Source organism: Cryobacterium aureum (genome assembly GCF_002954245.1).
GTDB classification, from domain to species: domain Bacteria; phylum Actinomycetota; class Actinomycetes; order Actinomycetales; family Microbacteriaceae; genus Cryobacterium; species Cryobacterium aureum.
This window is the reverse complement of sequence record NZ_PPTG01000048.1, coordinates 455578-479820: the sequence shown is the minus strand read 5'-3', so window position 1 is coordinate 479820 and position 24243 is coordinate 455578. Positions and strand designations below refer to the sequence as shown.

Below are 24243 nucleotides of genomic sequence, written 5' to 3'. Positions count from 1 at the left end.
GACTAGCCTACGTTCGACGGGACGAGAAAGCGATCGTAGCCCTCGTCCTCGAGGCGGTCGGCGAGCTCGGGACCGCCCTGCTCTGCAATGCGCCCGTTGACGAAGACGTGCACGAAGTCGGGGTGGATGTAACGCAAGATGCGCGTGTAGTGCGTGATGAGCAGAAGACCGAGGCCGGTATTGGCCTTGGCGCGGTTGACGCCCTCTGAGACGATCTTGAGCGCATCGACATCGAGCCCGGAGTCGGTCTCGTCGAGCACGGCGAACTTCGGCTTGAGGAGTTCAAGCTGAAGGATCTCATTGCGCTTCTTCTCGCCACCGGAGAAGCCCTCGTTGACGTTGCGCTCGGCAAAGGCCTTGTCCATCTTCAGACCGGTCATCGCCTCCCGCACGTCCTTGATCCAGGTACGGATCGGCGGGGCTTCACCCTCAATGGCGGTCTTGGCGGTGCGCAGGAAGTTCGTGACGGTCACTCCGGGAATCTCTACCGGGTACTGCATGGCGAGGAACAGACCGGCGCGAGCTCTCGCATCCACTGTCATTTTGAGTACTTCGGCTCCGTCGAGCAGGATGGAGCCGCTCTCGACGTGATACTTGGGGTGGCCGGCGATCGTGTAGGCGAGGGTGGATTTGCCGGAGCCGTTCGGGCCCATGATGGCGTGGATTTCGCCCTCGTTGATGGTGAGGTTGACGCCGCGCAAAATCTGCTTGGTGCCTTGGTCGGTCTCGACGCTGACGTGCAGGTCTTTAATCTCAAGAACAGACATGAATGTCTTATCCCTTTCTAAATTCTAAAGTTGGAGGGCGGTCGGTGCCGGAGTTTGATCGGCTCAGACCGCGACGGTTACAGACGGATCGACGAAGACAAAACCGTCGATGAGTTCCACGTTGTAAACCGGGACCGGGTCGTAGGCCGGCAGGGACAGCGGCTTGCCTGTGGTGAGGGAGAACATCGAGCCGTGGGCCCAGCACTCGAGAGTCTGGCCTTCCACGAATCCCTCCGACAGGGAGATGTCACCGTGCGTGCAGGTATCACCGATGGCGAACACGTCGCCGGCGGCATCACGCACGAGGGCGATGGCGACCCCGTCGATTTCGACCTTGACGGCCTGGTTTACTTCGAGCTCATCGAGAGCGCAGATCTTCGTTGCGGCCATGCTTACTTGTCGTCCGTTCCAATAAGTTCAGCTTCGATTGCGAGTTGCAACCGAGCTTCAAGTTCGGGGGAACCAATCTGCTGCACGACCTCGGTGAGGAATCCGCGCACGACTAGGCGCCGCGCTTCTTCTTCAGTGATGCCGCGAGACTGAAGGTAGAACAGCTGTTCGTCGTCGAAACGCCCAGTGGCACTGGCGTGACCGGCCCCGACGATATTGCCGGTCTCGATCTCCAGGTTGGGGATGGAATCGGCGCGCGTACCCTCGCTGAGTACGAGGTTGCGGTTCTGTTCGTAGCTGTCGGTGCCTGCTGCCTTGTTACCGATCAGCACATCGCCGATCCAGACCGTACGGGCGTCCTGGCCCTGCAACGCACCCTTGTAGTTGACGCGGCTGCGGCTCTTCGGTGCGTCGTGGAAGACATACACCTGCTGTTCCAGGTGCTGGCCTGCATCCGCGAAGTAGAGGCCGAGGAGCAGCGTGTCCGAGCCCGGTCCGGCCAGACGTACAGACGGGTTGACCCGCACGATGCTGCCGCCGAGCGAGACGACGACGTGCTTGAGTCGGGCGTCACGACCGATGGATGCAAAATGGTTGGCCAGGTGCACCGCCGAGTCGTCCCACTCCTGCAGCGAGACGACCGTGAGGTTCGCGGACTCGCCGAGGATGATCTCGACGTTTTCGCTGAGCCGGGCGTCACCGGTGTTCGCCAGAATGACCGTGGCCTGGCTGAACGGCTTGGCCTCGATGATCGTGTGGGCGCCGCGGGCCGTGTTGCCGAGAGCCGATCGGGTCACCGTGATCTCCTTGGCTTCCTCACCGCTGACCGTGATGGCGAGGGCGTCGTCGAAGACGCCCCAGGCGTTGGCGGCGGCGCGTTCTTCCGGCAGTCCCGCGGTGCCGATGCGGGCATCCGACCTGGGCACCCAGTCAACCGAGATATCGGCTGACGGGGTGGACTCGATGAGGTAGCGCGAGCCGTCGAGAGTACCGGCGGTGAGGTCAGTGAATTTCGCGACGGGCGAGTGCTTCCAGACGGCTTCGCGGCCGGTGACGGCATCGAAATCGGCCACGTTGACGCTCTTGAAACGATCAGACCGGGTTTGCACCGGCACGTAGCCGAAACGTCCGTCGGAGTGTTCTTTGATTCCGTGCTGGCCGGGCGTCAAAGTCGACGAGCCGGCAGCGGGTGTGGATGGTGCGGGCACAGTTTTTGAAGCGCTCTTCGAAAGCGCTGAAGCGGCGGACATTTAGCCGACGGATCCTTCCATGCCCATTTCAATGAGCTTGTTGAGTTCGAGGGCGTACTCCATCGGTAGTTCCCGGGCGATCGGTTCGATGAATCCGCGAACGATCATGGCCATAGCTTCATCTTCGGGCATACCGCGACTCATCAGGTAGAACAACTGCTCTTCACTGACGCGTGAGACGGTGGCCTCGTGGCCGAGCTGCACGTCGTCGACACGGATGTCGATGGACGGGTAGGTGTCAGAACGTGACTGGGTGTCGACCAGGAGAGCGTCACAGCGCACGGTGTTGGCGGAGTGGTGCGCGGAGGCATCCACTCGAACCTCGCCTCGGTAGCCGCTGCGTCCGCCGCCACGGGCGATGGACTTGGAGACGATCGACGACTGCGTGTACGGAGCCATGTGGATCATCTTGGCACCAGCGTCCTGGTGCTGGCCGGGGCCGGCGAAGGCCACGGAGAGCGTCTCACCCTTGGCGTGCTCGCCCATGAGGTAGATGGACGGGTACTTCATGGTGACCTTGGAACCGATGTTGCCGTCGATCCACTCCATCGTGGCACCTTCGCCCGCCGTGGCCCGCTTGGTTACGAGGTTGTAAACGTTGTTCGACCAGTTCTGGATAGTTGTGTAGCGAACGCGGGCGTTCTTCTTCACGACGATCTCGACCACGGCGGAATGCAGCGAGTCCGACTTGTAGATCGGGGCGGTGCAGCCCTCGATGTAGTGCACGTAGCTGCCCTCGTCGGCAATGATGAGCGTGCGCTCGAACTGGCCCATGTTCTCCGTGTTGATGCGGAAATAGGCCTGCAGCGGAATCTCTACGTGCACGCCGGGCGGCACGTAGACGAACGACCCGCCCGACCAGACGGCCGTGTTCAGCGCGGCGAACTTGTTGTCGCCGGAGGGGATGATGGTGCCGAAGTACTCTTCGAAGAACTCCGGGTGCTCCTTGAGCGCCGTGTCGGTGTCCATGAAGATGACGCCCTGAGCTGCAAGTTCTTCGTTGATCTGGTGGTAAACCACTTCGGACTCGTACTGGGCTGCGACACCGGAGACGAGGCGCTGGCGCTCAGCTTCGGGGATACCGAGCTTCTCGTAGGTGTTCTTGATGTCGTCAGGCAGGTCTTCCCAAGTCTGGGCCTGCTTCTCCGTTGACCGCACAAAGTACTTGATGTTGTCGAAATCGATCTCGGAAAGATCGGCGCCCCAGGTGGGCATGGGCTTGCGTTCGAACAACTGCAGGGCTTTGAGGCGTCGCTGCAGCATCCAATCCGGCTCGGATTTCAGGTTGGAGATGTCAGTGACAACCTCGGGAGAAATACCACGGCGAGCGGATGCTCCGGCCTTGTCCGAATCGGCCCACCCAAATTCGTAGGTGCCAATCCCCTCAAGGTCGGGACGGTCTAGCAGGACATCCGACATTATTACCTCTTCTCTACCCAGCACAACCCGGATATTAGTCCGGTCATTCCCACGGAGCCTCCGTACTGATGAACTCAGTGGAGACCACGGGGAACGGGTTGTGTGGACAGCTACGTTGCGTACCTAGAATATTCATGGAACTAAAGATGCAGCCGAGCCGGCCAGCGCCTGGTGAAGAGCTGTTCGGTTCCGATTGACAACGCGCAATCACCATGACTGCACGAAGAATCTCCATGGAGATCCTAATTCTACAGGTTGATCAGCAACATACGCGTTCTTGCCGGTCGATTCACATTTGTACAGGGCACGATCAGATGGCGCGCGATCATGAGATTGACAGAGAGAGCAGAACCGGTGAATCCGATATACCAACGGCTACCTAGTGTTATCGACGGACGAATTCGGGTGGTCGCCTGGCTCTCGCTCGTGACGGAAATATTGATTGTGGGAACCGGAGGGGCTGTTCGCCTCACCGGCTCCGGGCTCGGCTGCCCCACTTGGCCGACCTGTGTCGCCGGATCGATCGTGCCGACAGAGGAAATGGGGCTGCACGGGGTCATCGAGTTCGCTAACCGCACGATGACCGGGTTGATCGGCATTATTGCCATCGCGGCCGTTGTGCTGCTCTGGCGTTTGCGCACCGAGCGCAAGGATCTGTTCACTCTCGCGGTGATTCTCGCCGCCGGTGTTCTCGCCCAGGCGCTGGTCGGCGGAGTCACCGTACTGACCGGGCTGAACCCGTTGATCGTCGGTTTCCACTTCACGGTTTCGCTGATCATGGTGTGCATTGCGGCCGTGCTCGTGCACCGGGTCTATCTTGCTCCAGGGCCGCGCGCCCTCGTTGTTCCCGCCGGCTTCGCCGGGCTGGCCCACGCTACGAGTTTCGTCGTAGCGCTGACCGTGCTGATGGGAGTGCTGACCACCGCCTCCGGACCGCATTCCGGTGACGCTGACGCTGGACGCACCGGCTTCAACGCTGAGTTGCTCGAACATCTGCACGCCTGGCCGGGCTATGCGACGCTGGTCTTGACGATCGTGTTGCTCGTGGTATCCGTTCGCGGCAAGCTGCCGGTGCGTTCCTTCGTCGTCGCGCTCCTGGTGATCGAGCTCGTGCAGATCGTGGTTGGGCTCCTGCAGGCCAACCTGGGACTGCCACCGCTATTGGTCGGCCTGCACATGGTTCTGGCCTGCATACTCGCCGCGGCAATGACCGCAGTCGTATTGAACCTCAAGGCTCCGACCGGTGTCACGGCCTCAGTCACAGAGCGTTCCACTGCCAGCGAAAGCAGTAGCCGCTAGCGACGATGGCTCGTTCCAGCCAATGATGTTCGGCCCGGCAGAGTTATCTGCGCGTGCCTCTCCCCCTGCGGTGGCCGCCGGTGTACTCTCCAGACATGCATCTCGCACCGGGAGCCAAATCGAAGCCGCCAGACGACGCGGCCCGCCTTGCCCTGTTCGGCCCTCCGGTCTTCGGGTTCGTGCGTCAGCCACGCTTGCAGGAACGCGGCTGGAGCTGGTACGGCAACCACGGACGCACGCTCGAGGCGCAGGCGCACTATTGGCTCGCCGACCAGTCGGGTAATTTCTGGTTTGAGGATTCCCCGGCCGGTCCGGTCGGCATCGCCGAACTGCGCGGCTTTGTCTTCACCGATGTTCCGGGCTCCACCAATCGCGGCGGCGACCCGATTCGAGACGCACTCAACCAGCACCTGCAGTACATCGTGATGAACTTCGCCAAGAACCCCTACGACTTCGGGTCGCAACTATGGGCCGAACGCCACACGCACCAGCAGTCGGAGATCGAACTCGCGCTGGCGCACCGGTCGAACCTGGTCGTCGACGACACGGCCCTTGCCGCCATCACAGTGACTGCCTTCGACTTCACTGCAACGGCGATGGCCCTGGCCGGCCGAGTGGTCACGGTCGTGATCCATTCGGCCGACGTCGGCAAGATCGACGCCCGACTCACTCGCCGGGTCTGAACACCCAGGGTCTGAGCATCCGCTGCGGGCTCGGCAGGCCCGCGGCCTAGAACGGAAGCAGCGGATCCACTCCAACGGCCACGAACAACAGCGTCAGGTACGCGATCGAGCCATGGAAGACACGCATCGGTGACACATGCTCGTGTCGAATCGCAAGGCTGTACAGCCGATGCGTCTCGTAGATGAACCAGCCACCCGTGACCAGGGCAGTAAAGCTGTAGAGAAGACCCATGTCCGCGATCGGAATCAGCAGCAGAGAGCAGGCGACCGTGGCCCACGCGTACAAGATGACCTGCAGGCCCACCTGTGCGCGACCACGCACGACGGCGAGCATCGGCACGCCGGCAGCTTGGTAGTCCGCGCGGTACTTCATGGAAAGCGGCCAGTAGTGTGGCGGTGTCCACAGGAAGATAATCATGAACAGAATGACCGGTGGCCAGGACAGTTCGCCGGTCACGGCCGCCCAACCGATTAGCACGGGCATGCAACCGGCCACACCACCCCAGACAATGTTCTGCGGGGTACGACGCTTGAGAATGATCGTGTAGAACACGACGTAGAGCAGAATCGCGCCGAACGACAGCGCAGCGGCCAGCCAGTTGGTCAGCAGGCCAAGCCACAGAATGGATGCCGCTCCCAGCGCCCACGCAAAGATCAACGCTTCTCGGTCGCTGAGTTCTCCGGTGACCAGGGGACGATTCTTGGTGCGCTTCATGAGGCGGTCGATATCACGATCGAGGTAACAGTTGAAGGCACCGGCGGAACCCGCACTGAGCGACCCGCCGACGAGCGTCGCGAGGATCAGCCAGAGGCTCGGGATGCCGCGCTCTGCGAGGAGCATGGTGGGTGCCGTCACCACGAGGAGCAGCTCGACCACGCGCGGTTTGGTTAGGGAGACGTAGGCCTTGAGGGTGCGCTTCACTGTGCGCGGTCCGCTCCGGACCGGGGTCTTCAGGGCGACGTCCATTAATCCTCTAACGCTAGGCAAGTCTTCTTATTCTAGGACACGCCTCGAGGGACGCTCCACCCCGGACGAATCCAGATTGTGTCGTCATGCCACGTCAATTCGAGCGTCCCGGGTCATTCGTCCCTATACTTATAGTGCTCCCCACAGTGAATCAGTAGTTCGGCGAGCCCCCGGGTGGGAGATGGCTGCACCAGCAGGCCAACTCGCCGGGGGTGATGTTTCGCTTGCAGTCCCGCGCCGGATGGCGCGGCGTTGCCGGTGACACGGCTGCCGACACTTGCACAACTATCAAAGGATGGGTTGAGCTCAACCCGCCTTCGCTTCAATGAAGGGTTACGTGACGTGGCAGCTTTCCAATGGGATTCCGTTGACGATCAGGCGGTTGACACCGCACGCATTCTGGCGGCCGACGCCGTGGAGAAGGTTGGGAATGGGCATCCGGGCACCGCGATGAGTCTCGCTCCCGCCGCCTACCTCCTGTTTCAAAAGATCATGCGCCGCGACCCGGCCGACAACGAGTGGATCGGTCGCGACCGATTCATCCTGTCGGTCGGCCACAGCTCGCTGACCCAGTACGTGCAGTTATACCTCGGCGGCTACGGCCTCGAGCTGGAAGACCTCAAGGCCCTGCGCACTTGGGGTTCCAAGACCCCCGGCCACCCGGAATACGGCCACACCGACGGCGTCGAGATCACCACCGGCCCGCTCGGCCAGGGACTGGCATCCGCTGTCGGTTTCGCCTACGCGTCGCGTTTTGAGCGTGGCTTGTTCGATCCGGATGCCGCCACCGGCGCCAGCCCGTTCGATCACTTCGTCTACGTCATCGCCGGCGATGGCGACCTGCAGGAAGGCATCACGAGCGAGGCATCCTCCCTCGCCGGCCACCAGCAGCTCGGCAACCTGATTGCCATCTACGACAGCAACCAGATCTCCATTGAAGACGACACCAACATCGCTTTCACCGAGGATGTCGCCGCGCGCTACGCCGCCTACGACTGGCACGTGCAGACGGTGGACTGGAAGAAGACCGGCTCCTATGTCGAAGACGTCGCCGAACTGAATGCGGCAATTGAAGCCGCCCAGAACGAAACAGGCAAGCCCAGCCTGATCATCCTCAAGACGATCATCGGCTGGCCGAGCCCGAAGAAGCAGAACACCGGCAAGATCCACGGCTCCGCCCTCGGGGCCGAAGAACTCGCCGGAGTCAAGACCGTTCTCGGCTTCGACCCGGAAAAGACCTTCGACGTGGCCCCCGAGGTCATCGCGCACACCCGTCTGGCCCTGGCGCGTGGTGCTGCCGCACACGCGGAGTGGACCGTGCAGTTCGACGCCTGGGCCGTCGCCAACCCGGAACGCAAAATTTTGCTCGACCGCGTACTCTCCGGCGACCTGCCCGACGGTGTCGACGACGCCCTCCCGGTGTTCGCCGGCGGCACGCCGGTCTCCACTCGCGCGGCGTCGGGCAAGGTACTCACCGCCCTCGGCGGCGTCATCCCCGAACTGTGGGGCGGCTCGGCCGACCTTGCCGAATCGAACAACACCACCATCGGCGGCGCAGCCTCGTTCATTCCGAGCGAGCACTCCACCGGTGAATGGACCGGAAACCCCTACGGTCGGGTGTTGCACTTCGGCATTCGGGAGCACGCCATGGCCGCCATTCTCAACGGCATCGTGCTGCACGGCAATACACGCCCGTTCGGCGGAACGTTCCTCATCTTCAGCGACTACATGCGCCCGGCCGTTCGCCTGGCCGCGCTCATGAAGGCACCGTCGATCTTCGTCTGGACCCACGACTCCGTCGCGCTCGGCGAGGACGGCCCTACCCACCAGCCGATTGAGCAGCTTGCGACTCTGCGCGCCATTCCGGGGCTCGACGTGGTTCGTCCCGGCGACGCCAACGAGACCGCCTGGGCCTGGAAGACCATCCTGGAACGCCGGGGCGGCCCGGCCGGCATCGCGCTGACCCGCCAGAACATCCCCGTCTACGAGCGCGGCGAGGGCGCAGCATCCGATGAGATTTTCGCCTCCGCGAAGAACGTCGCTCGCGGCGCCTACGTGCTGGCCGAAGCGGCCGGCGGCACTCCCGACGTGATCCTCATCGGTACCGGCTCCGAAGTGCAACTCGCCGTGGATGCCCGCGCCCAGCTCGCCGCCGAGGGCATCAACGCCCGCGTCGTCAGCGCTCCCTGCCTGGAATGGTTCGAAGAGCAGAGCAGCGAGTACCGCGAATCCGTACTGCCCGCCGCAATCACCGCTCGAGTGTCGGTGGAAGCCGGCCTCGCGCTGACCTGGCGGAGCTACGTCGGCGACGCCGGCCGGAGCATCTCGATCGAGCACTTCGGGGCATCTGCTGACTACCAGACGCTGTTCCGTGAATTCGGCATCACCACCGAAGCCGTCGTCGCCGCCGCCAAGGAATCAATCAGCGCAGCTTGACGTTACCCCTGATACGGGGTCAGCACCTTTTTAGCGTCACACCACCGTTCCTCTCCACACACCGCACCAGATCGCTGCCGTAAGCAGCACAACCAGGAGATTTTCACCCATGACAAACGCCACCCCCCTCGCCCAGCTGTCCGCCGCCGGCGTCAGCATCTGGCTTGACGACCTCTCCCGTGAGCGAATCAACTCCGGTGGACTGCAAGACCTGATCAAGAACAGCAACGTCGTCGGTGTCACCACCAACCCGACCATCTTCGCCGGCGCCCTCGCCAAGGGCGAGGCGTACACCGAGCAGGTTGCGACCCTGGCCGCTGCCGGCACCAACGTGACCGACGCCGTCTTCGCGATCACCACGGACGACGTTGCCGCCGCCTGCGACATCTTCCGCCCGGTCTACGACTCGACCAACGGCCAGGACGGTCGCGTCTCGATCGAGGTCGAGCCGAGCCTCGCCCGCGACACAGCCGGCACGGTTGCCCAAGCCCAGCAGCTCTGGAAAAAAGTCAACCGCCCCAACGCGATGATCAAGATCCCCGCGACGATCGAAGGACTGGAAGCCATCACGGCCACCATCGCCCTCGGTATCAGCGTCAACGTCACTCTGATCTTCAGCCTGGAGCGTCACCGCCAGGTCATCAACGCCTACCTGGCCGGACTCGAGCAGGCCAAGGCCGCCGGAATCGACCTCTCCACGATTCACTCTGTTGCCTCGTTCTTCGTCTCGCGTGTCGACTCCGAGATCAACACCCGCCTCGAAGCGATCGGCACCCCCGAAGCCCTGGCTCTGAAGAGCAAGGCCGGCGTCGCCAACGCCCAGCTCGCCTACCAGGTCTACGAGCAGGCGTTCAGCAGTGAGCGTGCGCTTGGCCTGATCAAGGCCGGAGCCACCAAGCAGCGCCCGCTCTGGGCCTCGACCGGCGTCAAGGATGCCAGCCTGCCCGACACCCTTTACGTCACCGAGCTCGTCGCCCCCGAGGTCGTCAACACCATGCCGGAGAAGACCATGAAGGCCACGGCCGACCACGGCGTCATCCCGGCCGACTCGGTCACCGGCTCGTACACCGCGGCGAACGCCGCCCTCGACGCGCTGGCCGCTCAGGGCATCTCCTACGACGACGTCACCCGTCTGCTCGAAGAAGAAGGTCTCTCCAAGTTCGAGGTGTCCTGGAACGAACTGCTGGACACCGTGCAGACCGCTCTTACCGCAGCCTCGACCAGCGCGGCAGTCTAATGAGCTTTCGGATCTCGGTGAGTGGCGCTGCGGCTGACGCCGTTCGCTCCACCGTGCCCACCCTCGTCACAGACCTGGTCGCCTCCGGAATCACCGCACTCGACCCCGCACTCTGGGGACCGGAAGCCGAAGCTGAGGCGGCTTTGCGTCTCGGCTGGACCGAATCTGTAGCCGTGTCCCGCCCTCTCGTGGCCGAAATCGTGGAACTACGAGACACTCTTCAGGCTCGCGGTGTCACCCAGATCGCCCTCGCCGGCATGGGCGGATCATCGCTCGCCCCCGAGGTCATCACCCGCACCGCCGGTGTGAGCCTCACCGTGCTCGACGCCACCGACCCCGGCCAGGTGCTGGCCGCTTTGAACGACAACCTGGTCGGAACGGCCCTCGTCGTCTCGTCCAAGAGCGGCTCAACCGTCGAGACCGACAGCCAGCGCCGCGTGTTCGAACGCGCTTTCCGCGCGATCGGCATCGATCCGGCCGAGCGCATCATCGTCGTGACCGATCCCGGATCGCCGCTCGAGGCATCCGCTCGAGAAGCCGGCTACCGCGTTTTCAACGCCGACCCCACCGTTGGCGGACGCTACTCCGCACTGACCGCGTTCGGTCTCGTGCCGTCCGGGTTGGCCGGCGTCGACGTCGGTGCGCTCCTCGACGAGGCCGAGTCCGTCGCCCTGGCCCTGGCCGTTGACTCGCCCGAGAACCCGGGACTAGTGCTCGGTGCGGCGATCGCCGCCACCAGCCCGCGCCGCGACAAGCTCGCCATCGTATCGGACGGTACCCACATCGTCGGGTTCGCCGACTGGGTCGAACAGCTCATTGCCGAGTCCACCGGCAAGCTCGGTACCGGCATCTTGCCAGTCGTGCTCGAACTGGACGCTCCCGAGCTGACCGAAACGCTGCCGGACGTGCAGCTCGTGCGGGTCGTCGCTGATGCCGGAACCGAACTGTTCCCTGACTCAGGCGACGAGATTCGCGTCAGCGGAACCCTCGGAGCGCAGTTCCTGGTCTGGGAATACGCGACGGTCGTTGCCGGGCGCCTGCTGGGCATCAACCCGTTCGACCAGCCCGACGTGGAGTCTGCAAAGATCGCCACGCGCGGTCTCCTCGATGCCCGTCCCGGGCCGGAGCCGGCCGCGTTCATCGCCGACGGCATCGAAGTGCGTGGCACGCCGCACGTCATCGGAGCGGCAAGCGACCTCGCCTCGGCGATCGACGCGCTGCTCGAGGAGCTCGGCCCCGACGGCTACGTCGCCGTGCAGGCCTACGTCGACCGCCTGGCACTGCCGGAGCTGGCCGAGATTCGCAACAAGCTCGCCGCCCTGTCGAAGCGTCCGGTCACGTTCGGCTGGGGGCCGCGCTTTCTGCACTCCACCGGCCAGTTCCACAAGGGCGGTCCGGCGACGGCGGTCTACCTGCAAATTCTGGCCACGCCGACGGACGACCTCGACATTCCCGAGCGTCCGTTCACCTTTGGCGAACTCATCCAGGCGCAGGCCAGTGGCGACGCGAGCGTGCTCGCCGAGCACGGGCGTCCGGTGCTGACGTTAACCCTGACGGAGCCGAAACAGAATATTTCCACCCTGTTCCAAGCCTTGGCCTAGCAATACCGGAATCGAGAGGCTGGTTGGTTGCTCGCGGATAGACCGCGAGGAATCAACCAGCTGAACGCACTATTCTTTTCCCAGCGCCCGCGCTGTGTGCAATCCCAAACTTTCTGCACTATCCCGTCAAAGGAGCTGCATGTCCCCGGTGGAAATTACTCCGGAGTTTAATCCGCTCAGGTCCCCCTCCGACTATCGACTGACTCGAATCGCCGGGCCCTCCAGCCTGGTGATCTTCGGCGTTACCGGTGACCTGGCGCGCAAGAAACTCATGCCCGCGGTCTATGACCTTGCTAACCGAGGGTTGTTGCCTCCCGGATTCGCCCTGGTGGGCTTTGCCCGCCGCGACTGGGACAACGAAGACTTCATGCAGGTTGTGCACGACGCCGTCAAGGAACACGCTCGCACCGAGTTCCACGAAGACGTCTGGGCACAGCTGGCTGAAGGCATCCGTTTTGTATCGGGCACCTTCGACGACGATGAAGCATTCACCCGCCTCACCCAGACCATAGACGACCTCGATCGCGAACGGGGAACGATGGGCAACCATGCGTTCTACCTGGCCATTCCGCCGAAGGCGTTCCCCCAGGTCACCGAGCAGCTGCGCCGATCCGGCCTGGCCGAACAGAAAAACGGCCAGTGGCGTCGCGTGGTCATTGAGAAGCCGTTCGGCAGCGACCTGAAGACGGCACGGCAGTTGAACGAAGTCGTCGAGTCGGTCTTTCCGCCCGACTCTGTCTTTCGGATCGATCACTACCTCGGTAAAGAGACGGTGCAGAATATTCTGGCGCTGCGCTTCGCCAACGAAATGTTCGAACCGCTGTGGAACGCGAACCACGTCGAGCACGTGCAGATCACCATGGCCGAGGACATCGGAGTGGGCGGTCGCGCCGGATACTACGACGGCATCGGCGCTGCGCGCGACGTGATTCAGAACCACCTCCTGCAGCTTCTCGCCCTGACTGCGATGGAAGAGCCCATCTCGTTCGACGCCGCCGACCTGCGAGCTGAGAAGGAAAAGGTGCTCGCCTCGGTGCGACTGCCCGCCGACCTTGGCCTCGGAACCGCCCGCGGCCAGTACGCCGGCGGATGGCAGGGCGGTGAAAAGGTCGCCGGTTTTCTCGAAGAAGACGGGATGAACCCGGAATCGGTCACCGAGACCTACGCCGCCATGCGCCTGACCATCGACACTCGTCGCTGGGCGGGCGTGCCGTTCTACCTGCGCGCCGGCAAGCGTCTCGGCCGCCGCGTCACCGAGATCGCCGTGGTCTTCAAACGCGCCCCGCAGTACCTGTTCGCCCCCGGCCAGACCGCCGAACTGGGCCACAACGCCCTGGTGATCCGGGTGCAGCCCGACGAGGGTGTGACGATTCGGTTCGGCTCGAAAGTACCCGGCGTGGTCATGCAGGTACGCGACGTGACCATGGACTTCGGCTATGGCCACGCCTTCACCGAGGCGAGCCCCGAGGCCTATGAGCGGCTCATTCTCGACGTGCTGCTCGGCGACCCGCCGCTGTTCCCCCGTCACGAGGAGGTCGAACTGTCTTGGAAAATTCTCGACCCGATCGAGGAGTACTGGGCCACGCAGGGGCAGCCGGAGCAATACCGCCCTGGAACGTGGGGCCCCACATCCGCTGATGATCTACTGGCCCGCGACGGCCGCACCTGGAGGCGTCCATGATCGTCGATCTGCCCAACACCACAACCGCGAAGATCTCGAAGGCGCTCGTGCGTATTCGGGAAGAGGGGGGCGCTGTCGCCCTCGGCCGTGTGCTCACTCTGATCATTGCCTCGACTCTCGGACACGAGGAGGAGGCCATCGAGGCTGCCAACGATGCCTCGCGCGAGCATCCGATGCGCGTCATCGTCGTCTCCACCCAGGAGCCCGGCTCCACCGCGGCCACACCAGACGCACGGGTGGACGCAGAAATTCGTGTCGGCGGTGACGCCGGCGCGAGCGAGGTCATCGTTCTTCGGGTCTACGGCGATGCCGCAGACGACCCGGAGAGCCTCGTCACCGGCCTGCTGCTGCCGGATGCGCCGGTCGTTGCCTGGTGGCCGGGAACAGCTCCGGCTGTTCCTGCGGATTCGCCGCTCGGCCGGATTGCCTATCGGCGGATCACGGATGCGTCCACACAACCGGATCCCCAGTCGGCCCTGCATCAGATCTGCAGCAGCTATCGTCCGGGCGACACCGACTTCGCCTGGACCCGGCTCACACTGTGGCGCGCCCAATTGGCCGCCGTTCTCGACCAGCCGCCCTACGAACCGATCACTGGAATTGAGGTCACCGGCGCCGCGGCATCCCCGTCGACGACCCTGTTGGCCGCCTGGCTGCAAATGCAGCTTCAGGTGCCGGTGGTCTGTGAACTGACGACGGGACCGCAGACGAATGGCGTGCACGGTGTGCGTCTGATCCGCGCGACGGGTGTCATATCGCTCGAGCGTGAGGTTCCCGACATCGCCACCCTCAGCCAGCCGGGACAGCCGGTGCAGGATCTGACGCTCAAACGACGCAGCCTGCGCGATTGCCTGGCCGACGAACTGCGCCGGCTGGATCCCGACGACCTGTATGGTGAGGTCATCACGCGCGGTCTGCCGCAACTCGATGACGTGGTGATCCAAGGAACCGGAGTGTGACCGTGACAAATGATCGACGCGTGCTGGTGCACCAGAGTAAGCAGGCACTGGCCGGGTCGGTCGCTGCCCGATTTCTGACGAACATGGTCGATGTATTGCAGGATCAGGACGAAGCCAATGTTGTTCTGACCGGTGGTTCGGTGGGTATTGCTGTGCTTGCGGCCATCAATGAGTCTGCCGCCCGCGACACCATTGACTGGTCGCGAGTGAATTTTTGGTGGGGAGATGAACGTTGGGTGCCCCGCGCCGATCCCGAACGCAACGAATCGCAGGCCAGAGAGGCACTCCTGGACCACATCGATGTGCCGAAGGAAAACATCCACGCCTTCGGTGCGTCGGATGACCCGACCGATGCCGGTGCCGGTGACGACGCCCTGGAAGCAGCGGCGGCACGGTACACCGCGGAATTGCTCTCCCATGCTCCGGAGGGCGCCCAGTACCCCCGTTTCGACGTAACGTTTCTCGGGGTTGGCCCGGACGGCCATATTGCGTCGCTGTTCCCGCACCGATCCGGCATTCGGGAGCGCGAGGCCAGTGTGATCACCGTGCACGACTCCCCCAAGCCTCCCGCCGACCGTTTGTCCCTCACTCGACCGGTCCTCAACTCCTCGAACCGGGTCTGGCTCGTTCTGGCCGGGTCCGACAAAGCCTCAGCACTTGGGCTGGCGCTTGCGGGTGCGAGCCGCGACGAGGTGCCGGCTGCGGGCATCAAGGGTCGGTATCGCACAATGTTCTTCGTCGACAGTGACGCTGCCGCTCAGGTACCCGAAAATCTCATCACGCCGACGTACTAGCACGGCCAGGCCGCAGCGAAACGAAGAGAAAAGACCGGCCATCGATTTCTCGAGGGCCGGTCTTTGCTAGCTCACAATCAGTTGGTGGGCGACAACTTGCCACGACGAACGCGCAGCTGGTTCAGTGCCTCTTCGAGGAGCGACTCTGCTTCTTCCTCGGTTCGACGTTCCTTGACATAGGCCAGGTGCGTCTTGTATGGCTCAAGTTTCACCACGGACGGAGGATTCTCCTTGTCACGGCCCGCCGGAAGCCCGGACGACGGGCAATCGATGGTCACCGGGATTTCCTCGTCGGGAAGACTCGCGGCAAAGTACCGAACGGTCTCATTGCCGAGTGCATCCCAGTAGGAAACCTTGATGCGATCCGCGTGAAAACCGCGGTCCTGCTCCCCCATGGGGCCTGCGCCGACACGCGAGCCACGAATTGCGCTTCCGCCTGATGCCATCTTGTTCCTCCGTTAGCCCGTGCAGTTGGTGCTGCAGTCGAGCTCTGATTGGTGCTGCTGTTGCCGAGATGTGCTGGTGAAAAACTGGGCCCAGAAGAATTCTGGGTGACTTCGCTTCAGGGTAACTCCGCACAGGGCGAAAAGTTAAGCCCCTGTATCAAATCTGGTGATCAATCCGAGAACCACGATGCAGGAGATCCACAGCAGTCCCAGGATGACAGTGATGCGGTTGAGGTTGCGCTCGGCAACTCCCGAAGCACCGAGGTTGGAGGTTACGCCGCCACCGAACATGTCCGACAACCCACCGCCCCGCCCCTTGTGCAGCAAAATGAGCATGGTGAGCAGGAGGCTCGTAATACCGACGAGCACCTGCATGACGACCTGGAGAATCTCCACACGAAACCTTTCAAAACACGGTGGGCGCAACTCTGGCGCCCAGACATCGTAATTATACCCTTCGCGCAGGAGCGAGGTCGTTGCCGCGGCAACCACCTCGCTCCTGAGATGTCAGGAACGCGTCGGTTTAGAGCCCGACGTGCTTGTGATACCGAATGATGCCGGAGAACTCCACAATATCGAGACTGGCGCCACCGACCAGGGCACCGTCTACGTTGGGTTCCCGCATGAACGCGGCAATGTTGCCGCTCTTGACCGAACCACCATAGAGGATGCGGGTCTTGTCGGCTACGTCCTGTCCCAGAGTCTCGGTGAGAACGCCACGCAGCGCTGCCGCGACCTGTTCGGCCTGATCCGGCGTGGCGGCCTGACCGGACCCGATCGCCCACACCGGCTCATACGCGACGACGATATCGGCGGCGTTCGTGACGCCAGCCAGAGCGGCACGCAGCTGAGCGACGGGAACGGCGCTCGGACCGTGCGTAGCGAGGTCTTCGGCACTCTCGCCGACGCAGATGAGCGGCACGAGGTTGTGCTTCACCGCTGCGGTCACCTTGGCAGCGACCTGCTCATCGGACTCGTTGTGCAGCGTACGTCGTTCGGAGTGACCGATGATGACGTACTGGCACTCCAGCTGGGCGAGGAACGCTCCAGAGATCTCACCCGTATAGGCTCCGGAGTCCCGGGCGGACATGTCCTGCGCACCAAAGGCCAGCGGAAGCTTGTCGGCCGATACCAGAGTCTGCACGCTGCGCAGATCGGTGAATGGCGGGAAAACTGCCACTTCGACCGCGGCGAAGTCGTGGTTGGCGTCTTTGAGGTTCCAGGCGAGCTTCTGCACGAAAGCGATGGCCTGGAGGTGGTCCAGGTTCATCTTCCAGTTGCCCGCAATCAGCGGTGTGCGCCGAGGGTTGATGTTCACTGCCATCCGAGGACCTCCAGTCCTGGTAGACGTTTGCCTTCGAGGAACTCGAGGCTCGCGCCACCGCCGGTAGAAATATGACCGAATTGGTCGTCGTTGAAACCGAGGATGCGCACGGCAGCAGCCGAGTCGCCGCCACCGACCACGCTGAGGCCGGTGACCTCGGTGAGTGCGGCGGCCACGGTTTGGGTGCCTTCCGCAAATGGTGCGAGTTCAAAAACGCCCATCGGGCCGTTCCAGAACACAGTGTTGGACGCCCGAATAATCTGCGCGAAAGCTGCCGCCGTGTCTGGACCGATGTCAAGGCCGAGTCCGGCCGCACCGAACGGGGTGTTCTCGATGCCGTCGGCCGGGGTGATCACGTGCTCGGCATCTGCACCGAACTTCGCCGCGACCACGACATCTGTCGGAAGCACAATTTTCACGCCGAGACGTTCGGCTTCGGCCAAATAACCGCGAACCGTTTCAATCTGATCGCCTTCCAGAAGGCTCGCGCCGACCTTATGGCCCTGGGCGGCCAGGAAGGTGAACAGCATGCCGCCACCGATGAGCAGAGAATTCACTCGGGGCAGCAGGTGACCAATGACACCGAGCTTGTCGCTGACCTTGGAGCCGCCGAGGATGACCGTGTACGGCGCCTCCGGCTTCTCGGTGAGGCGATCGAGTACGTCGAGTTCGGCCGCGATGAGCAGGCCGGCCGCGCTCGGCACAAGCGCGGCCAGATCGAACACGCTGGCCTGCTTGCGGTGCACGACGCCGAAGCCGTCGGAGACGAGAACGTCGCCGAGCAGCGCGAGCTGCTGGGCGAACGCGAGGCGCTCGGCATCCGCTTTGCTGGTTTCACCGGCGTTGAAGCGCAGGTTCTCCAGAACGACGATGTCGCCGTCCTGCAGCGCTGCGACGGCCTGGGTGGCCGAATCGCCGACGGTGTCGGTGGCGAAGGCCACCGGCAGATTCACCAGTTCGCTCAGGCGAGCGGCAACAGGCTTCAAACTGTATTGGGGATCAACGGTCCCGTCGGGGCGCCCGAGGTGAGAAACGATCACCACGCGGGCGCCTTGGGCGACGAGGGCGTTGAGGGTTGGCAGTGACGCCCGCACTCGTCCGTCGTCGGTGATCTGACCGTTCTTCAACGGCACATTCAGGTCGAAGCGGACAATAACCCGCTTGCCGGTAAGTGAACCGAGCGAGTCAATAGTGCGTAACGTCACCGCGCGGCCGTTAGAGTCGCTCGGCGACGAACTCGGTGAGGTCGACGAGGCGGTTGGAATAACCCCACTCGTTGTCGTACCACGAGGCAACCTTGACCTGGTCGCCGATTACCTTAGTCAGTCCGGCATCGAAGATCGACGAGTGCGGGTCGCCGACGATGTCGCTGGAGACGATCGGGTCTTCGGTGTAGCTGAGGATGCCCTTGAGCGGACCGTCTGCTGCGGCCTTGTAGGCAGCGTTGACTTCCTCGACCGTTACCGGGCGTGACGCCGTGAGGGTGAGGTCGGTGATCGATCCGGTCGGAACCGGAACGCGCAGGGCGTAACCATCGAGCTTGCCGACACTCTCCGGGATGACGAGGCCCAGCGCCTTGGCGGCACCGGTCGACGTGGGAATGATGTTGAGCGCGGCAGCGCGGGCACGACGCAGATCGCTGTGCGGGCCGTCCTGCAGATTCTGGTCAGCAGTGTAGGCGTGGATGGTCGTCATGAGACCACGCTCGATGCCGAAGTTGTCGAGGAACACCTTTACGAGCGGCGCGAGGCAGTTCGTCGTGCAGGACGCGTTCGAGATGATGTCGTGAATCGCAGCGTCGTAGGTGTCCTCGTTCACACCGAGCACGAGCGTCGCGACGTCAGCACCCGTTGCGGGAGCCGAGACGATGACCTTCTTGGCGCCGGCTTGAATGTGCTTCTGGGCGTCGACGGCCTTCGTGAAGCGCCCGGTGGACTCGATGACGATTTCCACGCCCAGCGTGCCCCAGGGCAGGTTGGCCGGGTCGCGCTCGGCGAGCACCTTGATGGCCTTGCCGTTGACGATGATGTTGTCGCCGTCGACCTCGACGGTGGCGTTCAGGCGGCCGCCGACGGAGTCGTACTTGAGAAGGTGCGCGAGAGACGCGGGGTCGCTGAGGTCGTTGACGGCGACAATTTCAATGTCGCTTCCCTTGGCGAGGGCTGCTCGGAAGTAGTTACGACCAATGCGGCCGAATCCGTTGATGCCGATCTTTACGGACACAAATAGCTCCTGTTGCTGAAAAGGCGCCGCAAGGCGCGATGAAAAGAATGCGGGAGAAAAACGGCGGTGCCCCGAATTGCTCGGGGCACCAGCCGGCTACGAGAGTAGCAGCAGGCCGTTGGTCTTCTCGCGTGCGACGGTGAAACGCTCCTGCACGTTTGCCCAATTGGCAATGTTCCAGAAGGCCTTGACGTAGTCGGCGCGCACGTTGCGGTAGTCGAGGTAGTAGGCGTGCTCCCAGACATCAAGCATGAGAACCGGAACGGTTCCGGCAGCGAAGTTGGACTGCTGGTCGAAGAACTGCTGGATGATCAGGCGCTGTCCGATGGAATCCCAGGCGAGGACTGCCCAGCCGGAACCCTGCACGCCGAGTGCAGCCGCGGTGAAGTGCGCCTGGAACCTGTCAAAGGAACCGAAGTTGTCATCGATTGCCGCAGCGAGCTCACCGACCGGCTTGTCGCCGCCATTCGGGGACAGGTTGGTCCAGAAGATGGAGTGGTTGACGTGGCCGCCGAGGTTGAAGGCGAGATCCTTTTCTAGCTTGTTCACGTTGGCGAGGCTTCCGCTGTCGCGGGCCTCCGCGAGCTGAGCCAGAGCCGTGTTGGCACCGGTGACGTAAGCCTGGTGGTGCTTGCCATGGTGGAGTTCCATGATGGTGCCGCTGATACTGGGCTCGAGGGCCGCGTAGTCGTAATCAAGGGTGGGGAGGGTGTATTCAGCCATTACTTATCTCCTTGTGAGTTGTGCCGCCGCACCGAGTGCGGCTGCGTTGTAAGCGACGTTTTAGTCTACTCGCGAGGCTTCGGTACCACAGAATTCGTGACCTCACGCGTCTCGGTGGTGTGGTTTACCGGGGTGAAACGTCTTCGGGGTGAACCGGGTAGTCAACGTCGGTTCCTTCGACGCCGAGCTCGACCGCCTTCTTGTCAGCCATGGCCAGCAAACGGCGAATTCGACCGGCGACGGCATCTTTGGTCATGGGCGGATCGGCGTGGTGGCCGAGTTCATCAAGACTGGAGTCACGAAAGTTGAGGCGCAGGTATCCGGCGTAGCGCAGGTGCTTGGGGATGTCCTCGCCGAGAATGTCCATGGCCCGCTGCACCCGAGCGCAAGCGGCGACGGCGGCCTCGGCGGAACGACGCAGGTTGGCGTCATCGAAGTTCACCAGGCGGTTGGCCGTGGCGCGGACTTCGCGGCGCTGACGCAGTGTTTCCCAGTTGAGTACCGTGTTGGTGGCCCCCATGTGCACGAGCATCGCGCCGATGGCGTCACCGTCACGAATGACAACGCGGTGCACCCCACGCACTTCGCGCGCCTTGGCCGCGACACCCAGCCGGCCGGCCGCTCCGACCAGAGCCATGGCTGCCTCGTTGCCGGGGCAGATCACCTCGAGAGCCGCAGAACGACCCGGGTCGGTCAGGGTGCCATGGGCGAGAAACGCTCCGCGCCAGACAGCGGCGATCTCTTCCCGGGAGCCCGTGGTCAGCCGGTTCGGCAGACCGCGAATCGGTCGGCGACGGGCATCCAACAGTCCGGTCTGGCGCGCCAGCGTCTCTCCTCCCTCGATCACCTGTACGAGGTAATGGCTGGACTGACGGATTCCGGTGGCCGCAATGACCTGCAGGGCGCTGCGCACCCCGTACAGCTCGGCGAGATCTTTGCGCACCCTTCGAGCCAGGATGGCAGTGTCGAGTTCGGACTCGATCGCGATGCGACTGCTGATCATGTGTAATCCGCCGGAGAACCGGAGAATTGTGGCCAGTTCGGCCGCGCGCACGGTGGTCTTGGAGACCTCCACGCGCGAAAGTTCATCTTTAACGTCGGCGGTGAGTGCCAATCGCTTTTCCATTCTGTTGATCAGTTGCGTTACATCTGAGTGGTGAAAGCCTGGGGAGCTGGATGTGGCGCCCTGGCTCGCTTATTCGCGTCCGAGGTCGCGGTCCTTGATATTGACCGCGACACCGGGAAGTTTTTCGAGCCGGGAGGCCAGTTCTCTGGCCATCGCAACGGAGCGGTGCTTGCCTCCGGTGCAGCCGATGCCGATGGTGGCGTGGCGTTTATTTTCGCGCTGGTAGCCAGCCAGCACCGGCGCCATGGCGGCGGCATAGTGGTCGATGAAATCGAGGGCACCACTTTGAGCAAGTACAAAGTCTCTCACCTGCGGCTCGACGCCGGTGTGCGCGCGCAACTCGGGGATCCAGAACGGGTTCGGCAGAAAGCGGGCATCCGCGACCAGATCGACGTCCGTCGGTAGGCCGTACTTGAAGCCGAAGCTCATGATGGTTAGCTGCACCCCCGCGCGCCCCTCGGCCGCGAACCGCTCGGTGATCGTCGTCGCGAGCTGGTGCACGTTAAGGTCAGAGGTGTCCACAACGAGATCACTCGACTCCCGAACGGCGAGCAGCCGAGAGCGCTCCGCCGAAATACCGTCGAGAAGAGTGCCGTCGCCTTGCAGCGGATGCGGCCGGCGCACGGATTCAAACCTGCGCACGAGCGCGTCGTCCCTGGCTTCGAGAAAGATAACCTGCACCTGGGTATTGCTACGGAGCTGCTGCACGGTTTCGAGAAAATCACCGAACAGGTCGCGGCCGCGAATGTCCACGACGGCAGCGATCTTGGGTAAATTCGTGCCGGCCCGTTCGACCAGATCGACCAGGGGCCGCAGCATTTGCGGCGGAAGATTGTCGACGACGTACCAGTCCAGATCTTCCAACGCGTTGGCCACGGTGGAGCGTCCCGCCCCGGACATTCCCGTGACGATCAGCACTTCCTGCTTGTCGGGGTCCGTAGTCATTCTTGGAAATCGCCTTAATGAGAAGTTGATGGACTTGCAAGCCTACCGAGCGCTGGCCGGTTTCGGGTTTCGTTCAGGCGCGCAGATGGGCGTAGATCGACTCGGCCAGCACCGGGCCGATACCGCGGACATCCGCTATTTCCGCCACAGAAGCCACCTTGAGGCGCGCTACCGAACCGAAATGTTGCAACAAAACTTTTACCCGGGCCGGCCCGAGCCCCGCGATCTCACCCAAAATCGAGGAGATATCCTTCTTGCGGCGAATGCGCTGGTGGGTGATGGCGAACCGGTGGGCTTCGTCGCGGATGCGCTGGATTAAAAATAGTGCGTCACTGTTGCGGGGCAGAATCACCGGGTAGTCGGAGTCGGGCAGCCAGATTTCTTCGAGCCGCTTGGCTATTCCGCACAGTTGAATTCCTGTGACGCCCGATTCAGCGAGGGCGCGTTTGGCGGCGGCGACCTGCGGCTGGCCGCCGTCGACGATGAGGAGGTTCGGCTGGTACTTGAACTTGGCGCGCTTCTGCTCGACCTGGGCGATGTCGCTCTCGTCGATGTCGGCGGCGTTGAAGGCTGCATCCGCTGAGATCGTCTCGGGTTTCAGATAAGCGAGCCGGCGAGTGAGGATCTGGTAAATCGAGTCGGTATCGTCGGTTGATTCCGGAATATTGAAGCGGCGGTATTCGTCTTTGCGCGGCAGTCCGTCTTCGAATACCACCATGGACGCGACGATGTTGGTGCCGCTGAGGTGGGACACGTCATAGCATTCCATGCGCAGCGGGGCCGCTGGCATCTCAAGGGCTTCCTGAATGTCTTCGAGCGCCTTGGAGCGCGCGACGAAGTCGGAGCTCCGCCGGGTCTTGTAGAGCATCAGCGCCTGCCTGGCGTTGTTGGTGGCCGTGACGAGCAGGGCTGCCTTTTCCCCGCGCCGCGCGGCGACTAGGCGCACCTTGCGACCCGCTATGTCGGCGAGCCAGGTTTCGAGGGCCTCGGCATCGTCGGGCAGTTCGGGCAGCACGATCTCGCGGGGTGGCTTGGTGTCGTTGTTGTACGCCGTCTGCATCATGGAGTCGATAAGTTCACTCATCGTGACGTCGAGTTCTTTGTCGACCATCCAGCCGCGCACACCACGGATACGCCCGCCCCGCACGATGAATAGTTGCACGGCCGCCGCGAGTTCGTCTTGCTCGATGGCGAACAGGTCGATGTCGACGTTGTCGCGCAGCACGACCGCGCTCTTTTCGAGGACGGCGTTGAGTGCCCGCACCTGATCGCGCCGTTTGCCCGCGATCTCGTACTGCTGCGCCGCCGCTGCGTCCTTCATCTCCTGGGTGAGCTCGTTGATGAGCTTCTTATCGTGGCTGCCCATGAAACTGACAAACTCGTTGACGATCGTGCGATGGTCCTCGATCGACACCAGACCAGAGCAGGGGCCGAAGCACCGCCCGATCTGGCCGGCGAAACAGGGCTTTCCGCTCTGCATCGCCCGTTTGTAGTTGGCGTTGTTGCAGGTGCGGATGGGGAAGGCTTTGAGCATGAGCTCGATGGTTTCATGAACGGCCCACACCTTGGGGTACGGCCCGAAATAGCGGGCACCCTTGATGCCCTCGGTGCGGGTGACCAGGGCTCGAGGCGCCTCGTCTGCGAGGGTGACCGCGAGGTACGGGTAGGACTTGTCGTCCTTGAACTGAACGTTGAACGGCGGATCGAATTCGTTGATCCACATCCATTCGAGCTGCAGGGCTTCGACCTCGGTGCCGACGACCGTCCACTCGACCCCGGTCGCAGTGGTCACCATTCGCCGGGTGCGTTCGTGCAGACTGTGCAGCGGGGCGAAGTAGTTGCTCAGCCGGGCCCGCAGGTTCTTGGCCTTGCCGACATAAAGAATGCGGCCGGTCGCGTCGCGAAATCGGTACACGCCGGGGGTCGTCGGAATCTCGCCCGCTTTCGGGCGATAGCTCAGCGCGTCAGACATG

At 63.1% G+C, this 24243-nt stretch carries 22 protein-coding genes; 8 read left to right on the top strand and 14 right to left on the bottom strand.

Annotated features, from left to right (window positions below):
• Window positions 1-2: 2 nt before the first annotated feature.
• From sufC to sufB, 4 genes are all read right to left on the bottom strand, one after another.
• Window positions 3-767: a Fe-S cluster assembly ATPase SufC gene (gene sufC, locus CJ028_RS19060; protein WP_105036743.1), complete on the bottom strand. Its 765-nt coding sequence runs from the start codon at window positions 765-767 to the stop codon at window positions 3-5.
• 63 nt (window positions 768-830) lie between these two features.
• Window positions 831-1157, bottom strand: coding sequence for a non-heme iron oxygenase ferredoxin subunit (locus CJ028_RS19055; RefSeq protein ID WP_092340113.1), 327 nt, complete (start codon window positions 1155-1157; stop codon window positions 831-833).
• Window positions 1158-1159: 2 nt separating this feature from the next.
• The gene (gene sufD / locus CJ028_RS19050; RefSeq protein WP_105036742.1) at window positions 1160-2407 is read right to left on the bottom strand and encodes a Fe-S cluster assembly protein SufD; all 1248 of its coding nucleotides are present in this window, start codon (window positions 2405-2407) and stop codon (window positions 1160-1162) included.
• On the bottom strand, window positions 2408-3826 hold the full coding sequence (gene sufB / locus CJ028_RS19045) for a Fe-S cluster assembly protein SufB (protein ID WP_104129095.1): 1419 nt from the start codon (window positions 3824-3826) through the stop codon (window positions 2408-2410).
• A gap of 354 nt (window positions 3827-4180) precedes the next feature.
• Here sufB and CJ028_RS19040 point away from each other — a divergent pair, with 354 nt between their 5' ends.
• Both CJ028_RS19040 and CJ028_RS19035 read left to right on the top strand, forming a co-directional pair.
• On the top strand, window positions 4181-5125 hold the full coding sequence (locus tag CJ028_RS19040; protein WP_240607425.1) for a COX15/CtaA family protein: 945 nt from the start codon (window positions 4181-4183) through the stop codon (window positions 5123-5125).
• Between the two features lie 95 nt (window positions 5126-5220).
• Window positions 5221-5808, top strand: coding sequence for a hypothetical protein (locus tag CJ028_RS19035; RefSeq protein ID WP_105036741.1), 588 nt, complete (start codon window positions 5221-5223; stop codon window positions 5806-5808).
• 46 nt (window positions 5809-5854) lie between these two features.
• Here CJ028_RS19035 and CJ028_RS19030 read toward each other — a convergent pair whose 3' ends face one another.
• Complete coding sequence (locus CJ028_RS19030) at window positions 5855-6775, bottom strand: heme o synthase (protein WP_105036740.1); 921 nt, start codon at window positions 6773-6775, stop codon at window positions 5855-5857.
• A gap of 342 nt (window positions 6776-7117) precedes the next feature.
• On the opposite strand from CJ028_RS19030, the gene tkt reads away from it, so the two are divergent.
• The 6 genes from tkt (at window position 7118) to pgl (ending at window position 15483) form a co-directional block, all read left to right on the top strand.
• Complete coding sequence (gene tkt, locus CJ028_RS19025; RefSeq protein ID WP_105036739.1) at window positions 7118-9211, top strand: transketolase; 2094 nt, start codon at window positions 7118-7120, stop codon at window positions 9209-9211.
• A 109-nt stretch (window positions 9212-9320) separates the two neighbouring features.
• Window positions 9321-10448, top strand: coding sequence for a transaldolase (gene tal, locus CJ028_RS19020; RefSeq protein ID WP_105036738.1), 1128 nt, complete (start codon window positions 9321-9323; stop codon window positions 10446-10448).
• A complete protein-coding gene (locus CJ028_RS19015) occupies window positions 10448-12049 on the top strand; it encodes a glucose-6-phosphate isomerase (protein ID WP_105036737.1) in 1602 nt (533 codons plus the stop codon). The genes tal and CJ028_RS19015 overlap by 1 nt, the downstream gene beginning before the upstream one ends.
• 139 nt (window positions 12050-12188) lie before the next feature.
• Window positions 12189-13730 carry a glucose-6-phosphate dehydrogenase gene (zwf, locus tag CJ028_RS19010; RefSeq protein WP_105036736.1) on the top strand — a complete coding sequence of 514 codons (1542 nt, stop codon included), beginning with the start codon at window positions 12189-12191 and terminating at the stop codon, window positions 13728-13730.
• Complete coding sequence (locus CJ028_RS19005) at window positions 13727-14689, top strand: glucose-6-phosphate dehydrogenase assembly protein OpcA (RefSeq protein ID WP_105036735.1); 963 nt, start codon at window positions 13727-13729, stop codon at window positions 14687-14689. The genes zwf and CJ028_RS19005 overlap by 4 nt, the downstream gene beginning before the upstream one ends.
• 2 nt (window positions 14690-14691) lie before the next feature.
• The gene (gene pgl / locus CJ028_RS19000; protein ID WP_105036952.1) at window positions 14692-15483 is read left to right on the top strand and encodes a 6-phosphogluconolactonase; all 792 of its coding nucleotides are present in this window, start codon (window positions 14692-14694) and stop codon (window positions 15481-15483) included.
• A gap of 77 nt (window positions 15484-15560) precedes the next feature.
• On the opposite strand, the gene CJ028_RS18995 is transcribed toward pgl, so the two are convergent.
• The 9 genes from CJ028_RS18995 to uvrC form a co-directional block, all read right to left on the bottom strand.
• On the bottom strand, window positions 15561-15929 hold the full coding sequence (locus CJ028_RS18995) for an RNA polymerase-binding protein RbpA (RefSeq protein WP_092107849.1): 369 nt from the start codon (window positions 15927-15929) through the stop codon (window positions 15561-15563).
• Window positions 15930-16073: 144 nt separating this feature from the next.
• Window positions 16074-16325, bottom strand: coding sequence for a preprotein translocase subunit SecG (gene secG / locus CJ028_RS18990; RefSeq protein ID WP_105036734.1), 252 nt, complete (start codon window positions 16323-16325; stop codon window positions 16074-16076).
• A gap of 127 nt (window positions 16326-16452) precedes the next feature.
• Entirely contained in the window at window positions 16453-17253 is an 801-nt protein-coding gene (gene tpiA / locus CJ028_RS18985; RefSeq protein ID WP_205684095.1) for a triose-phosphate isomerase, read from the bottom strand.
• The gene (locus CJ028_RS18980) at window positions 17244-18458 is read right to left on the bottom strand and encodes a phosphoglycerate kinase (protein WP_105036733.1); all 1215 of its coding nucleotides are present in this window, start codon (window positions 18456-18458) and stop codon (window positions 17244-17246) included. The genes tpiA and CJ028_RS18980 overlap by 10 nt, the downstream gene beginning before the upstream one ends.
• Before the next feature lie 10 nt (window positions 18459-18468).
• A complete protein-coding gene (gene gap / locus CJ028_RS18975; protein WP_105036732.1) occupies window positions 18469-19476 on the bottom strand; it encodes a type I glyceraldehyde-3-phosphate dehydrogenase in 1008 nt (335 codons plus the stop codon).
• Between the two features lie 96 nt (window positions 19477-19572).
• Window positions 19573-20199 carry a superoxide dismutase gene (locus tag CJ028_RS18970; protein ID WP_105036731.1) on the bottom strand — a complete coding sequence of 209 codons (627 nt, stop codon included), beginning with the start codon at window positions 20197-20199 and terminating at the stop codon, window positions 19573-19575.
• A gap of 124 nt (window positions 20200-20323) precedes the next feature.
• Window positions 20324-21313, bottom strand: a complete 990-nt coding sequence (gene whiA / locus CJ028_RS18965) for a DNA-binding protein WhiA (protein WP_105036730.1) — start codon at window positions 21311-21313, stop codon at window positions 20324-20326.
• Between the two features lie 81 nt (window positions 21314-21394).
• Window positions 21395-22270 carry an RNase adapter RapZ gene (rapZ, locus tag CJ028_RS18960; protein ID WP_105036729.1) on the bottom strand — a complete coding sequence of 292 codons (876 nt, stop codon included), beginning with the start codon at window positions 22268-22270 and terminating at the stop codon, window positions 21395-21397.
• 73 nt (window positions 22271-22343) lie between these two features.
• Window positions 22344-24242 carry an excinuclease ABC subunit UvrC gene (gene uvrC, locus CJ028_RS18955; RefSeq protein ID WP_105036728.1) on the bottom strand — a complete coding sequence of 633 codons (1899 nt, stop codon included), beginning with the start codon at window positions 24240-24242 and terminating at the stop codon, window positions 22344-22346.
• Window position 24243 lies beyond the last annotated feature (1 nt).